Origin of the sequence: Paraburkholderia caffeinilytica, from assembly GCF_003368325.1 — a bacterium.
GTDB lineage: Bacteria > Pseudomonadota > Gammaproteobacteria > Burkholderiales > Burkholderiaceae > Paraburkholderia > Paraburkholderia caffeinilytica.
The window spans coordinates 3179905-3193876 of the sequence record NZ_CP031466.1 but is presented as its reverse complement, the minus strand read 5'-3'; the positions used below and the strand labels follow the sequence as shown (position 1 = coordinate 3193876).

The window sequence follows — 13972 nt, the reverse complement described above, 5'->3', positions numbered from 1 at the left end:
TTGCGTTAGGTATTCACGATGTTCAGCAAGATCAAGGTCGCATCCGGCCTGTTGTGTGTTCTGGCCGCGTTCTGCGTCTTCCAGCTCGTCACGGTGGGTTTGGGGTTCTGGTCGCTCACGCGCACGCATGACGACGTGGGCGATCTGTCGAATATCGCGTTGAAGCAGGTGGACGCCGTCAACGAGACGACCCAGCGTCTGATGGATGCGCGCATCAATCTGTCGCGCGCCGGTACGCGCATGGTGCGCGGCGGCGCCGAGCCAGCCGACATCGTGCAGCACGCCCGCGAACAGTTGACAGCGGCCGATCGGACGTTCGGTGCTTTCATGAGCGCGCAGAAGACCAGCGACGAAAACAGCACCCGCGCTGCCGCGCTCGCCGAGCGCTACAAAAAGCTGCATGACGCGCTCGCGGAGCTGGTGCAGTTTCTCGACGCGAACAACATCCAGGCCTTCCTCGATCAGCCGACCCAAGGCTTTCAGGATGCCTATCTCGCCGAGTCGCGCAACTTCGTGCAATTCGGCGACGCGGCGAGCCGTGCCTCGATCGATTCGATCGACTCTCGCATGGCGACGTTCCGCGCCGTCAGCATTGCGATCCTGCTGGTACTGGTGGCGGGCACATTCGGTGTGTACGCAACGCTTCGTAAGGGCGTGGTGGCGCCGCTGGAAGAAGCCGGCCGTCACTTCGACCGCATCGCGCAAGGGCGTCTCGACCAGCCGATCGCCTCGCGCGGCACCAATGAAATCGGCCGCCTGTTCTCGGGTCTCGCGAAAATGCAGGCGAGTGTGGCGCGCACCGTGCAAACCGTGCGCGAATCCGCTGATTCGATTCACCTCGGCGCCGATGAAATCGCCACCGGTAACGCCGATCTGTCGGCACGCACGGAAAACCAGGCGGCATCGCTCGAAGAAACTGCGTCGAGCATGGAGGAATTGACGGCCACGGTGCGCCAGAACGCCGATCACGCCCGTGAAGCCAACGCACTCGCCGAAACCGCGCTCGAGGCGACCTCGCGCGGCAGCGAAGTCGTCAACGAGGTGGTCGACAAGATGCGCGGCATCGCGCAAAGCTCGGACAAGATCGCCGAGATCATTTCGGTGATCGACGGCATCGCGTTCCAGACCAATATCCTCGCGCTGAACGCGGCCGTCGAAGCCGCGCGCGCGGGCGAACAGGGCCGTGGCTTCGCCGTGGTGGCGGGCGAGGTGCGCGGTCTCGCCCAGCGCAGCGCGCAGTCGGCGAAGGAAATCAAGACGCTGATCAGCGAATCGGTCGCCGAGATTCAGGGCGGCTCGACGCTGGTCGAGCACGCCGGTGAAGCGATGAGCAACGTTTCCGCGTCGATCTCGCGGGTCACGCAGATGATGGCGGAAATCAGCGCGTCGTCGCTCGAGCAGAGCACGGGCATCGAGCAGGTCAACCAGGCGGTGGTGCAGATGGACGAGATGACGCAGCAGAACGCGGCGCTCGTCGAGGAGGCCGCCGCAGCGGCGGCTTCGCTGCATCAGCAGACGCAGCAATTGAAGGACGCCGTTTCCGTGTTCGAAATTTCTGAAACTGTGTTGCGGACGCAACAAATTGACGACCTGCGCGGACACACGGCGGCGTTCGCGCTATCGGGGATGCGGGCGATCTGAACCGCGCACGTGCCCAGAAAGAGGGCACCCACAATAGAAAATGGCCCGCCAAAGCGGGCCATTTTGCTTTAGGCGCGAGCGCCTAAGGGTGCCTCAACGTACCTGAAGGTACTTAGGCCGGCTGGATGTTCGCAGCTTGCTTGCCCTTCGGGCCTTGCTTGACTTCGAACGTCACTTTCTGGTTTTCCTGCAGGGACTTGAAGCCGCTGCCTTGAACTTCCGAAAAGTGTGCAAACAGGTCTTCGCCGCCGTCGTCCGGGGTGATGAAGCCAAAGCCCTTTGCATCGTTAAACCACTTCACAGTACCTGTTGCCATTTTTAATCCAGTAAATGTTGTGTGTTGCATTCGCGACCGCTATTTCTCACCACGAGATCGAGCGCGAAGTACGAGTTGTATCACGTCTTTATGATGGACGCCAATCAACAAGTATTCGGGTATTCCCCTGATTGGACCCTTTTGAGGTCCGGAAACCATTTTCCAAGGGGGTCCAGCCGGTAGGGTAAACTGCTTGTATTACTCTTCCAGGAAAAACATTGACACATTATTTGCAAGATGAACTCACTGCATTCTGGAGTCGTTTGACCCCCTATCTCGCGATATTGGAGTCGAAATCGCCTCAAGAGGGCGCCCCGGATCCGGTCGGCCGCATCACGGTCGATACCGCGGAGCATCAGGCTTTCGCCCTTCACATCACCGATAAAAAGCCGTGCGGCGACACATCGGACACCCCCACAGGACACAGCGCGACCTACACGCGATTTAAAACTGCCGACGCCGATTGGGGACCTTGGCAACGCGAAGAATATTGATTGACCGGTCAGTCGGCTTTTGACGCCGATGCCCGGCAAGACAGCGGCCGGCGCTTAGCCCGGCAGTGCGTCATAGGCGGTCGCAAGGTGATAGGGGGTGGTCGACGGCATGTCGGCACGCGCCACGTCATCGGCGGCCGTTTTGCATTCGAACCAGCCTTGCGGACGCAGGAAGCGTTGCTGGAAGCGCTGGATTTGCCGCGGCAGCGCGGCGAGCGCAGCGGGGTCGTCATGGCTTGCCAGTGCGCGCAGATACTCGGTTTGAGCCCAGATCCGCTGGGTGGCGTCCTTGATTCGTCCGGTTTCGTCGAGCGAGGCGCACACGCCGCCTGTTTGCGGGTCCACGCCATATTGCTGCGCGAAGCTGAACGCGCGTGTCAGCGATTCGTCGAGCCCTGAGGCTTCGAACAACGCGCCCGCCTGCTTGACCAGCCAGAACCATTCGAACTGGTGCCCCGGTTCCAGACGGTTGTCGTCGGCGCCAATCGGCAATTCGGCGACGCAGCCGGTCGGCGCATGCACGAAATGACGCGCGACGGCGCCGGCAAGACGGCGCAACGCGGCGTCGAAGGCGCTGTCGCGCGTGACGTCACGGGCGGCCAGCCAGGCTTCGGTGAGGTGCATCAAGGGATTCTGGATCGGCGTGCCGGTCACGCCGGCAAAGTCTGCGGTGAGCGCAGCGTTGAACAGATCGGCTTCGGCCGCAAAGTGCGACTGGATCAGTGCCGACGTGCGATGCACGACTTCCAGTGCGTCGCGATTGCCGGAACGCCCGGCATATTCCGCGCAGGCGAATACGACGAACGCATGCGTGTACAAATCTTTGGTCGTGTCGAGCGGCGCGCCCTGCGCATCCACGCTATAGAACCAGCCACCGTGGCGTGTGTCCTGAAAAGTGTGCACCAGCGAGTCGAACAGCACGTGGGCATGGGTCGCGTCGCCTGCTTGCGAGAACACGAACAATTGTCGCGCGCACGCCATCGCCCGGTAACGTTCCGCCGGCAGCGGTTCGGGACCTTCGGCGCTGATCGCTTCGTACGGCAGCTTCAGCGCGGGGTTGAAACCGGGCCCGCGCCACAGCGGCAGTACGACACGAGTGAAGTGATCACGCAGTGTGGCGGCAAGCGTGATCGTCGAAGCGGTGAAAGGGGGCATGCTCTGCATAGTTCGGTTGGTCAGACGCGGTCATTCGAAGCGCCGGCGGACTTTGGCTCTCGCCACGGCGTGGCGCGCGCCGCTGGCGATTGTGCCGTACCGACGGTCGTGGCTGCCAATTGTGCCGATTGGTCTGCAGCAGGACGGCTCGCCAGTTGCATGACGACCGTTCCAGCAAGCCGCGCGGCGGTGTGCGGCCAAGCATAAAGCAAACGGCTGCCGCTGACACTCCGCCGCCGGTGCGGAATACGCTTCAAATAATTTCAGAAAAGAGGAAGAGCAATGTTGGGAATCTCGAACTCATTTCCTGTCCGATGCTGGCCGCAGCGTTCGGCGGCGTGATCGGCTTCGGGCACGAACGGCTTTCATGGGCTTGCGGGGTTGCGCACGCATATTTGCCTGGATCAATCCGCTCGAGCGCCGCTTCATCGCCGCGAAGCAACGGCGCCAGCTGACGACGATCGCCGAACGCGGCGCCATGACAGTCCATTCGCTGCCCGACGAACTCGGGGCCACGAGCTCCGCGCGTCAAACAGTTCCGGCAAGACGAGGCCTCGTCTTAAAAACGGAAAAACCTCGGCGAATGGCTTCGGCAGGGGCGGGCGGCCATGCGACAATGCGGTCTCGAAAAATTCCAATGGCATTGACGAGCGGTGCTTGGCGCCCGCTTTCCGGCGACGACCGCTTTTTTCTCTATGGCAGATTCCGCAGCATCCACGCAGTCCCGGCCTTCGCGCGCCGCTTCGAAGAAGCGGCGTCAGGCCACCGTCTCGACCGAAACTGAAAACAAACTGGCGCGCGCCGCGCGCTCGGCACAACGTCTCGCGCAACTGAGCGATGCCTCACGCGACGACAGCACGCTCGACCTGTTCCCCGACGATCCCACCCGCGCCACGCTGGAAGCGATGAACATCGACATCCGGCAAGGCACCTTGCATGGCTTCGAATTACCCGATGTCGTGCTGGCCGCGGTTGGCGCGATCGATGCCGACGGCATGTCGCTGGAGGCAAGGGCGGCGCGTCGCGCACCGCCGCGCGTGGCGAAATCCGAAGAACCGGTGCCAGTGAATGCGCAATTGACTGGTCTGGAGACGGAAGCCGCGGAGGTCACGGCATCGCCTGTCGGCGAGCTGGCTTTCGGAGAGGCGAAGGCGGCTGCAGAGGCGCTGGCCGAAGAGAAGCCGGCGGCATCGGCGCGTGACGCGGCCGCGCCGCTCACGCCCGCGATGGCGGCGGCGACAGTGGCACGCAGTGTGACCGTGCTGCGCCAGGCGGCCGAGCCGGGCGCCACGATGACAGATGCAGCGGTTGCATCGACCTCGGGCGGCGCCAGGCCGCCTGAGCCGCCGCAGCGTTTTGCGGCGACCTTGGCCGAGGCGGCGACGGCGTCGCGAGACGCGTCCGGCGCGGAAGTGGCGAGTGTGAGCGCGGGAGCGGAGCGCGTGTCGTCGTCTTCGTTCGAGTCTGAGTTTGGGGTTGATTCCGGCGCGGTGGTTGCCGAACGGAAGCCGGCTGCGAAGGCGTCGGACAATGTGTCTGTATCTGCGCCCACGTCGGCATCTGTGTCGGCATCGGCACCAGCAGCACCAAAAGCGGCACCAGCACCAGCACCAGCATCGGCATCGGCATCGACCGCGCGCACAAACGCTGCTTTTTCTGCGCCGTCCTTCCGGGAAGCACAGCGTGCCGAAGCGGCCACGGCAGCGCTGCGGGCCGCGCCTGAACTCGATCGCGCGCGTGCGACGGCCTTCGCCGATACCGTCGATGCGCTATACGGCGTGATCGCCGATCAACGCCTCGCTGCAACCGATCATTCCCGTCGCATGAAGTGGATGCTGTCGATCGTGGTGGGCGCATTGCTCATGACGGTTGCGATCGGTATCACGCAAACGGTGCTCCTGATGCGCTTGACGCGCGAAACCACCGCGCAGCAGCACCGCATCGAACAGATGATGCAGAACCAGCAGGCCGCGATGGCCAGCTTGCTCGACACGCATATGGCGATGGCCAACGCGGCGGCGGCTAATGCGGCTTCCGATGCGGCCGCAACCGTGGCGCCTCAGCCAGCCGCGGCCACGCCTGCTCATGGCAAACGCGGTGTGCGCGCACAGCACGCGCACAAGCTGAAAGCGGCCAATACGGCCAATACGCACTGATGTTCCGTGACTGCCGCGCCGGCGTTAGCCGGCCGCGGCGGCTTGTTGTGCCGACGCAAACGGTCGGACGCGTACTTCCGGCTCCCGGCTCCCGGCTCCCGGCTTCCCGGCTTCCCGGCTTCCCGGCTTCCCGGCTCCCAGCTCCCAGCTCCCAGCTCCCAGCTCCCAGCTCCCAGCTCCCAGCTCCCAGCTCCCAGCTCCCAGCTCCCAGCTCCCAGCTCCCAGCTCCCAGCTCCCGGCTCCGCCCCTTGCCCCTCGCTCCCGCTCCCCCCGGATAGGCACCGTAAGGCGCCCTCCGCCGCCGCTCCGTCGCAAGCAAAGCCTGGCGTTTTACACTCTCGTTGCTGTTGCGAAGCCGGACCGGATACGCCAGCGCATCTTCTGACGGGAGCCACCATGCCGACCAGCACACACAAATATTCCATCGAGGAACTGCTCGCCGCGCTTCTGCGCGATCAGGGCATCCACGAGGGGCACTGGGCGTTGAATATCGAGTTTTCGGCGACGGGCGCATCCGTCAAGCCGCAAGAGAATCCCGCGCGGACCTTGCCGGGACTGATCGTGTCCGTCAACAGCGCGACGCTGATGCGCGCGGAGAGCGACGCAGAAGGCGCTGTCGATGCCGCCGTGGTCAATCCTCGCAAAAACGTGACGAGTGCGAAACCCACGCGCAGCAGGAAGTTGCAGTCGACCACGCTCCAGTAGGCGGACGCTTTTGACCCTGAAATATGGAAAACAGGGACGTTGTCATGGTGCGACGCACCATCGATAAAACCCTGTGACAACACACCACACCCGAGAAATTGCTGCATCGCACTAGCTTTTGCCTAGGGAAAACCCTATAATCATTCTTAAGGGAAAACCCTAGCAAATGCAGTAACCAACCGGGAGTCGCCATGAGCTTCATTTTTGCATTGTTCCAAAAGGTCAGCGACCTCTTTGCGTCGCCCCATCTGCCGCTGGATTCGGACTACTCGTACGCAGCCCGTAGCCGCGAAGCAGAGCGCATGCGCAGAGCGCAATCCACGTTGTTCGGCATCAAGTTGAGCGACTGAAGAGCAAAGTTGTACGGCCTGAGCGCGGACCACCGCGCATGGCTGCGCACGTCGAGTGCGCCCGCAGCATTGGAGCCACCGCCCGCGAAACGCGTGCCGTGGCTTTTGTTTTTTGTGCGGTCACCGTCCAATTCCCAGTTTTTCCGAATATTTCCGGGCCGAAATGAATGTAACGGCGGCTGACACGGCGCCGTCGCACGATTCAGTTGATCCACCACGCATGCGCCGTGGACGGGCGGCGAACGTCGAAACAGCGGTCATTCATCAGTCCCTTCCTATGAAATGTGCGCTTACAAGTGCTCACGTCTTCATGCGATTGGCACCGCTAAAGTTGGTTTCAAGCGTACGGCATCTGGTCCGAACCCAAACTTGCGGTTCGATGTTGGCCGAACACGGGCGCTGGCTTGATACAAAACTTTTGCATGGGAGGTCACGATGAAAACCTTTAACAAGACGTCGCGTTCGATTGTTGCAACCTTGCTGGCGGGCGGCGCGTTGCTCGCAGCCGGCAGCGTTTTCGCTCAGGAACGGGTGATTGTCGAGAATGGTCCGGGACCGGCGGTTTACGGTCAGCCGCACATGACGCCGGTGGGCGTCTCGATCAACATCGGCTGGCATGGCGATCGTTACTACGACGGCCATCGCTATTGGGCGCATGACGACTGGATGCGCCATCACCCGCACGACTACGATCCGCATCATCGCGGCCACGACGACGATCATCGCCCGCCGCCCCCGCGCTACTAATAGGCGCATGACGGCGCCGCATGTCGCGGCGTAAAGTCAGCAAAGCCGGTCCTTCCTCACGGAAGACCGGCTTTGTTGCATTCGGTCTTGGAAAGCGGCGCGCTGCGCTATGCTTGACCGCTTTCATCGACGGCAGCAGGAGAGCGGCGTGGACAAGGCAGTCATAGGCGTAGTGGGCACGGGATTGATGGGCGTCGGCATCGCGACGCAAAGCGCGCTGCACGGGCATCGGACGATCGTTCACGACGTCGACCCAGCGCGCCTCGCGAGCGTTGCGCCGAAGGCGGAAGCGGTGCTCGACGAACTGATCGACGCCGGCCGCATCGACCACGTCGCCAAACAGGCCACGCTCGCGCGCATCGAAACGCATGCGCAGCTCGACGTCATGGCGTCGGCGCAATTCGTGATCGAGGCGATCCCCGAGGTGCTCGATCTGAAGCATCGCCTGTATGCGTTGCTGGCTGAGTTGATGGCAGACGATGCAATTCTCGCGAGCAACACCAGCGGCTTTCCGCCGGACCGACTGGCTGCTCCGTTGCGCGCAAAGGAACGTTTTCTGATCGCGCATTTCTGGAATCCTCCGCACATGATTCCGCTTGTGGAAGTGGTGCCGGGTACCGCGACCGCGCCGGAAATCACCGACCGTACCGCTGGACTGATGAGCGCGATCGGCATGGAACCGGTGGTGCTGTCAAAGGCGATTCCCGGTTTTGTCGGCAACCGGTTGCAGTTCGCGGTATTGCGCGAGGCGTTGAACATCGTGCGTTCAGGCGCGGCGACGCCTGATGTGGTCGACCGGGTCATGAAGGCGTCGCTCGGGCGCCGGTGGGGGATCGTCGGGCCGTTCGAGGGCGCGGACATGGGCGGCCTGGACACCTTCCTCGACATCTCCACGCATCTGATGCCGCAGCTCGCTAAAGACGAAGACGTGCTCGATCTGCTGCGTGCGCAGGTGGACGCGGGGCGTGTGGGCGTGCGTAGCGGCGCTGGTTTTCATGAATGGGACGACGCTCATTTGGCGCGAGTCAAAGCAGGCCGCAAGCAGGTGATTAGTCGCGGTTAATGGCGCTACATGCACGTAGCGTGAACCGGATTATGCAATCCGAATAATCAGGCATTTGAAGTGAACAATATAGAAATCAAAATAATTTCAAATACCTTTCTAAAATAATAAAAATGTAATGTCAGGCGATAAAAAACTCCTGAATTACCCTAAAGAACGCTCGATCGTCGCCGTTATTGATCATACGAAAGACGCGGTTCCATAAAAACCGCGCGATAAAGACCAAACCGATCGAGCGAGCCCGCAACGAAAAGTTGCGTGAAAATAAGAATGTTTCGGAGTGCACGGGGTAGGCGTGCGGGCCGTGGGAAACCGCGTCCGCATCGCAATCGAGTCAAGTTGACCGTTGTGTTGCTCGTCGCCGCGCCTTTAGGTGCGAGTGCGGCGGGCATTGCTATTGACGGCGGAACTGCAACGACAGTTTCAACTGCGGCGAATGGCCATCAGACAGTCAATATCGCGCCGACGTTCGCAGGCGTTTCGAACAACACGTATAGCAGTTTCAATGTTGACGCAGCCGGCGCATCACTGAATAACGTCGGTATTAATGCCAGAACGATTGTCAATCAGGTAACCAGCACCAATCCCAGCATTATCAGCGGGCCTATCAACGTTGTCGGCTCGCGTGCGAACGTGGTATTGGCCAATCCGAACGGCATTACGGTCAATGGCGGTTCATTCGTCAATACGGGCCGTGTCGCGCTAACCACTGGACACGTCAGTTTCAAGGACACCATTCCGGTGGCGGGGATTCCGGAACGGGACATCGTGCTCGACACCAGCACCGGCACGATCGTCGTCGGGCCGCAGGGATTGGCAAGCGCGCTGATCGGGCTCGATCTGATCGCGAAGACTGTACAGATCAACGGGCCGCTCACCAACGGCTTCACGTCGCAGACCGCCTACGTGCGCGTGGTAGCGGGCAACAGCAACGTTACGCTGAACACGGCGGTTTCGCCGAACGACAACAGCAACGACTGGCTCACGCTGAGTTCGTCCGCCAGCGCGGCCACGGCCAGCTCATTCGCCATCGACATTACCGCCGCAGGCAGCCTGACGAGCGGCCGCGTGCAGTTGATCGTCACAGACAAAGGCCCGGGTGTGCGCAGCGCCGGGCCGATGAACGCGTCGCTAGGCGATTTCACGCTGTCGTCGAACGGGTCGGTGCAGTTCTCCAATACTTCGCTGATGGCGCAGAACAATCTCGATCTGCAGGTGCAGGACAGCGTGACGTTGTCGGATACGAAGCTGAAGGCGAACAGCGGTTCGACGACGTTGAACGCGAGTGGAGCCGTGAGTCTGACGGGCAGCAGCCTGCTCGCCAACGCCGGCATCGACGTGAGCGGCGCGGGCATCGCGTTGGCGCAGGATGCCACGGCGCAAGCGGTGATCGCTTCGACGACCAGTGGCGTGGTGCTGACCAGCACCGGCGATATCACCAACATCGGCTCGCTGATACAGGGCCAGCAAAAGAACACGCTCGATGCGGCGTCGCTCGGCGCGGTCACGCTGAACGCCACCGGCAACGTACTGAACCAGTCGATACCCACGAGCCTGCTCGGCGTCGTGTACGGTGCGAACGGCGATGTGTCCGTGACGGCCGGCGGCGCGGTGACGAATCAGAACGCGCGCATTCTGTCGAACCAGAACCTGACGATCACCGCGGGCGGCGACGTCGACAACATCGTCGATCATTCGAGCGGCGTGAACGGCGGCGCGCCGGTCAGCTATTCGGACCGCGGCCGGCGCCTGATTTTTGTCGAACATCGCGACGACGGCTTCGACGTCGACTACGGCACGCTCGCCGATCCGGACAAGCTCTCCTACCTGAGCGCCGCCGCCGGCAACGTGACCATTGCCGCGCAGAACGTTCACAACATCGGAGGCACGATTCTCGCGCAGATCGATCCGAAAAGCCCGACCGTTGGCGGCTCGATTTCGATCACCGCACGCGACCAGTTGCTGACGCAGGCCATCTTCACTGGCCAGGCGTCGTTTCATCAAACGTGTTTCTTCTTTTGCAGTTCGAGTTCGTCGAGCAACGTGCAGGGCTACGGCGGCGTGATCCAGGCGAACAATGACATCACCCTGAAGGCCGGCACGCAGATCACCAACACGGGCGGTCTCGTGTCGGCGGAAGGCACGCTCAAACTCGACTCGCCCAGAACCCTCGCACAGGCGGTACTTGGCTACACCGCGATCAACCGTACGCACGACCTCAAAGCGTGGTTCGGCAACGCGTGGTCGGCGATTTTCGCGGCCGATACGGGTGGCCTGTTCATCGGCGGCAGCGGCCAGGTCGAACTGACCGGCGAGGCGGATATTGAAGGTGGCGCGTTCAACGCGCCTGGCGGCATCAAAGCTGCAGGCGGAGTGAACACGATTGGCGCGCCGTATCGTGCGCCGGTCACGATTGGCAATCACAACCATCTCGGCCTCGTGTCGTGGTTCGGGCTATGAAACAGGCCATGAAGCGCGCCATCAAGCGGACCACGAACCGGACCATGAAGCGCGGCATGCCCCGGCTCGCGCGCTGCACGCTGGCGATACTCGCCGGCGCGGCAGCGGCGCGTGGGTTCGCGCAAACGCCACCCGGTTTGCCGAACGCGGCGCCATTGGGCGGTGTGCCTTTTGGCGCGCCCGTGCGGGCCGAACAGGACCCGGCGCAACGGCTCCTGCAGGAGCAACGCGACCGCCAGCGGCGCGACGAAATCCAGCAGGAACCCCCACAGATCGAGGTGCCGCAGCCGGCGGTGGTCAATCTGCCCGAAGGCGCGGATATCGCAACGCTGCCGGACGTCGAACCGCTGTTCAAGATCGACCACATCGATTTCATAGGCGACACCGCGCTCGGTGCGAGCGAATTGCAGCGCATTGCTGCGCCGTTCATCGGCAGGCAACTCGGCCGCAACCGCATCAACCTGCTGCTGCGCCGCGTGACCGAAGCGTTCATCGCACGCAGCTACATCACGACGCGTGCGTATCTCGGTGCGCAGAATCTCGCCTCCGGCACGCTGAAGATCAACATCGTCGACGGCAAAGTGTCGGCCTTCACGCTGAACGGCAAGCCACTGCGTCCGCGCGATCCGAACGAGCCGTGGTACACGACGCACGGCGGCGGCCTGTTGACCGACGCAGGCACCGCGTGGGCCTTCGGCGACAGCACAGGCGACGTGCTGCGCCTGCCCGATCTCGAACAGGGCGTCGACCAGATCAACCGGCTGCGCCGCAATCAGGCCGAGATCCAGATCATGCCGGGCGAGACGCCAGGCGATTCGGTGGTGGCGATCACCAACCACTACGGCGACCGTGTTTTCTACGACCTCGGCATCGACAACTACGGCAGCTCGCAAACCGGCCGGCTGCGCTATCGCGCCGGCGTCGAAGCGGACAACCTGATCGGTTTGCAGGAATCGCTGTCGTTCAACTACGTCGGCACGCAGGACAGCAACGCGGTGGTGTTTTCCGCGGCGGCGCCGTACGGCTATCAGACCTTCAGCTATACGACGTCGCTGTCCGAATACCAGCAGACCATCAGCGACGTCGCACTGCTCCAGGGCCGCACATTCAGCCAGATTCTCGGCTGGAACGACGTGCTGGCGCGCTCGCGCACCGGACGTACCAGCGTCGACGTGACGCTCACCAAAATGCGCACGGAGCGCAATCTGAACGGCATCGATCTGGCGCCGCAAGACCTCACGGTGTTGCGCGTCGGTCTGAATGGTTTGCGTCGCTTCGTCGCGCACGATCAGGCCGCGGCCGCGACATGGGACGTCGGCGTGTCGCAAGGTTTGCCGTGGCTCTCCGCGAGCCACGACGCCCCCGATATCGACGAAGTCGACGCACACAGCCAGTTCACCAAGCTCGATGCAACCGCCACGCTGCAGGTCGCGCTCGGCACGCTGGCGGGCGCGCAATGGACCTATCGCGGCACGTTGCGCGGCCAGTACAGCCGCGTCGCAATGTTCGGCAACGAGCAGATCTTCCTCGGCGGCATGGATTCCGTGCGCGGCTTTACTGAAGGCGGCATCGCCGGCGACAGCGGCTTCTATCTGCGCAACGAGGCCGCATGGCAGAACGTGCCGGTCTGGCACGACGCGCATCTCGAACCCTACGTCTTTCTCGACGGCGGCAAATCGCATCTGGTCGCGCAGGGTGGCTGGCCGACGCTCATGGGCACCGGCATCGGCGCACGTGCGCAATGGCGCTACAAAACACAAATCGTCACTAGCGAGGTGCTGCTCGGTCAGGCCTTGCTCCAACCCGCCGCACTTGGAAAAAAAGCCACCGTGCTGCTCGCCACACTCAACTGGTCACTCTGAAGAGGTTCATATGAAACATCGTCCGATCGCAGTCAGGATTCGCAACGCCACGTTGATCGCCACACTCGGTCTTGCCGCCGGTTTGCTGCCCGCAGCGCATGCGGCCAACAAGCCCACGGCACAGTCTTCGGCCGACAAGGCAGCGGATGCCGTCGGTGGTCCGCTGCCCGCCAACGGCGTGGCGCGCGTCAACAACGTCGTGATTACGCAGGACCAACTCGACCAGGCCGTGCACGCACTGAACGCGCCGGATACGCCTGCGCTGCGCGCGTCGGTAAAGAACCAGCTGATCGCGCGTGAACTGTTCCGCCAGGCAGCCGAAAAGCAGCACTACGAATCGCGTCCGCAAGTGGTGGCCGCTGTCGAGCAGGCGAAGACCGCCGCGATGACCGCTGCGTACCTGCGCGATCAGGTTAAGCCCGAACCTGTGACGGATACCGATGTGAAGGCGAAATACGACGCCATCGTCGCGACGCTCGGTGACAACGAGTACAGGCCGAGCGCGATCGCCGTGAAAGATGCCGACACCGCGCAGACGGTGCTCACGCAACTGAAGAAAGGCACCGACTTCGCGCAGCTCGCGAAGCAATACAGCCAGGGCCCAGCCGCGGCGCAAGGCGGCGCGATGAACTGGATTTCGTTCAAGACACCGATCCAGCCGGGTAACACGCAGAACTGGCCGCAGCCGCTCGCCGAAGCGCTCGTCAAGTTGCCGCAAGGGGGCGTGTCGAGCACGCCGGTGCAAGTCGGCGACGCGTACTGGATTTTGCGCGTCGACGAAAAGCGTCCGACGCAGATTCCCCAATACGACCTGATCAAGGATGCGCTGCGCAAGCAGCTCGAACAGGTCGCGCTGGAGAAAGCCACGGCACAGGTCGTGGTCGATCTGATGAAGAACGCACGCATTCAGCAGCAGTAAAAAGTCTCGCGTTTAAAGAGGCGCAGCGGACGGGATGAAACCGCTGCAACGCCGTTTCGGGTCGGTCGCCCGGAACGGCGAAGAAGAAGTGCCGGAAGTACAAG

General features: G+C 62.5%; 13 protein-coding genes. 10 read left to right on the top strand and 3 right to left on the bottom strand.

The window, feature by feature from the left end:
• Positions 1-18 precede the first annotated feature (18 nt).
• Positions 19-1641, top strand: a complete 1623-nt coding sequence (locus tag DSC91_RS14020) for a methyl-accepting chemotaxis protein (RefSeq protein ID WP_115779115.1) — start codon at positions 19-21, stop codon at positions 1639-1641.
• Positions 1642-1753: 112 nt separating this feature from the next.
• Here the strand turns inward: DSC91_RS14020 and DSC91_RS14015 are convergent, their stop codons facing one another.
• Positions 1754-1957, bottom strand: a complete 204-nt coding sequence (locus DSC91_RS14015; protein WP_007178724.1) for a cold-shock protein — start codon at positions 1955-1957, stop codon at positions 1754-1756.
• A gap of 263 nt (positions 1958-2220) precedes the next feature.
• Here DSC91_RS14015 and DSC91_RS14010 point away from each other — a divergent pair, with 263 nt between their 5' ends.
• Positions 2221-2451: a hypothetical protein gene (locus DSC91_RS14010; RefSeq protein ID WP_244218015.1), complete on the top strand. Its 231-nt coding sequence runs from the start codon at positions 2221-2223 to the stop codon at positions 2449-2451.
• A gap of 54 nt (positions 2452-2505) precedes the next feature.
• On the opposite strand, the gene DSC91_RS14005 is transcribed toward DSC91_RS14010, so the two are convergent.
• Together DSC91_RS14005 and DSC91_RS37480 are read right to left on the bottom strand one after the other, a co-directional pair.
• On the bottom strand, positions 2506-3615 hold the full coding sequence (locus DSC91_RS14005; RefSeq protein ID WP_115779111.1) for an AGE family epimerase/isomerase: 1110 nt from the start codon (positions 3613-3615) through the stop codon (positions 2506-2508).
• Between the two features lie 244 nt (positions 3616-3859).
• Positions 3860-4096, bottom strand: coding sequence for a hypothetical protein (locus DSC91_RS37480; protein WP_162831394.1), 237 nt, complete (start codon positions 4094-4096; stop codon positions 3860-3862).
• 205 nt (positions 4097-4301) lie between these two features.
• Here DSC91_RS37480 and DSC91_RS13995 point away from each other — a divergent pair, with 205 nt between their 5' ends.
• From DSC91_RS13995 to DSC91_RS13960, 8 genes are all read left to right on the top strand, one after another.
• Positions 4302-5762: a hypothetical protein gene (locus DSC91_RS13995; RefSeq protein WP_115779109.1), complete on the top strand. Its 1461-nt coding sequence runs from the start codon at positions 4302-4304 to the stop codon at positions 5760-5762.
• Positions 5763-6158: 396 nt separating this feature from the next.
• Positions 6159-6467 carry a hypothetical protein gene (locus DSC91_RS13985; RefSeq protein WP_115779105.1) on the top strand — a complete coding sequence of 103 codons (309 nt, stop codon included), beginning with the start codon at positions 6159-6161 and terminating at the stop codon, positions 6465-6467.
• A gap of 191 nt (positions 6468-6658) precedes the next feature.
• Positions 6659-6817, top strand: a complete 159-nt coding sequence (locus DSC91_RS37860) for a hypothetical protein (protein WP_167470499.1) — start codon at positions 6659-6661, stop codon at positions 6815-6817.
• A 435-nt stretch (positions 6818-7252) separates the two neighbouring features.
• Positions 7253-7564 (top strand): hypothetical protein, encoded by a 312-nt coding sequence (locus tag DSC91_RS13980; protein ID WP_115779103.1) that lies wholly within the window; start codon positions 7253-7255, stop codon positions 7562-7564.
• A gap of 109 nt (positions 7565-7673) precedes the next feature.
• Positions 7674-8627, top strand: a complete 954-nt coding sequence (locus tag DSC91_RS13975) for a 3-hydroxyacyl-CoA dehydrogenase family protein (RefSeq protein ID WP_175172062.1) — start codon at positions 7674-7676, stop codon at positions 8625-8627.
• A 270-nt stretch (positions 8628-8897) separates the two neighbouring features.
• Positions 8898-11087 (top strand): two-partner secretion domain-containing protein, encoded by a 2190-nt coding sequence (locus tag DSC91_RS13970; protein ID WP_115779101.1) that lies wholly within the window; start codon positions 8898-8900, stop codon positions 11085-11087.
• 56 nt (positions 11088-11143) lie between these two features.
• Complete coding sequence (locus DSC91_RS13965) at positions 11144-12949, top strand: ShlB/FhaC/HecB family hemolysin secretion/activation protein (RefSeq protein WP_373291851.1); 1806 nt, start codon at positions 11144-11146, stop codon at positions 12947-12949.
• Positions 12950-12959: 10 nt separating this feature from the next.
• Positions 12960-13868: a peptidylprolyl isomerase gene (locus DSC91_RS13960; protein ID WP_115779096.1), complete on the top strand. Its 909-nt coding sequence runs from the start codon at positions 12960-12962 to the stop codon at positions 13866-13868.
• The last annotated feature ends 104 nt before the right edge of the window (positions 13869-13972 follow it).

Coding starts and splice junctions, on each gene's coding strand:
- DSC91_RS13985 (WP_115779105.1), top strand. CDS start 6,159: ATGCCGACCAGCACACACAAATATTCCATCGAGGAACTGCTCGCCGCG.
- DSC91_RS37860 (WP_167470499.1), top strand. CDS start 6,659: ATGAGCTTCATTTTTGCATTGTTCCAAAAGGTCAGCGACCTCTTTGCG.
- DSC91_RS13970 (WP_115779101.1), top strand. CDS start 8,898: ATGTTTCGGAGTGCACGGGGTAGGCGTGCGGGCCGTGGGAAACCGCGT.
- DSC91_RS13965 (WP_373291851.1), top strand. CDS start 11,144: ATGCCCCGGCTCGCGCGCTGCACGCTGGCGATACTCGCCGGCGCGGCA.
- DSC91_RS13975 (WP_175172062.1), top strand. CDS start 7,674: ATGCTTGACCGCTTTCATCGACGGCAGCAGGAGAGCGGCGTGGACAAG.
- DSC91_RS14005 (WP_115779111.1), bottom strand. CDS start 3,615: ATGCAGAGCATGCCCCCTTTCACCGCTTCGACGATCACGCTTGCCGCC.
- DSC91_RS14020 (WP_115779115.1), top strand. CDS start 19: ATGTTCAGCAAGATCAAGGTCGCATCCGGCCTGTTGTGTGTTCTGGCC.
- DSC91_RS13980 (WP_115779103.1), top strand. CDS start 7,253: ATGAAAACCTTTAACAAGACGTCGCGTTCGATTGTTGCAACCTTGCTG.
- DSC91_RS37480 (WP_162831394.1), bottom strand. CDS start 4,096: ATGGACTGTCATGGCGCCGCGTTCGGCGATCGTCGTCAGCTGGCGCCG.
- DSC91_RS13995 (WP_115779109.1), top strand. CDS start 4,302: ATGGCAGATTCCGCAGCATCCACGCAGTCCCGGCCTTCGCGCGCCGCT.
- DSC91_RS14015 (WP_007178724.1), bottom strand. CDS start 1,957: ATGGCAACAGGTACTGTGAAGTGGTTTAACGATGCAAAGGGCTTTGGC.
- DSC91_RS13960 (WP_115779096.1), top strand. CDS start 12,960: ATGAAACATCGTCCGATCGCAGTCAGGATTCGCAACGCCACGTTGATC.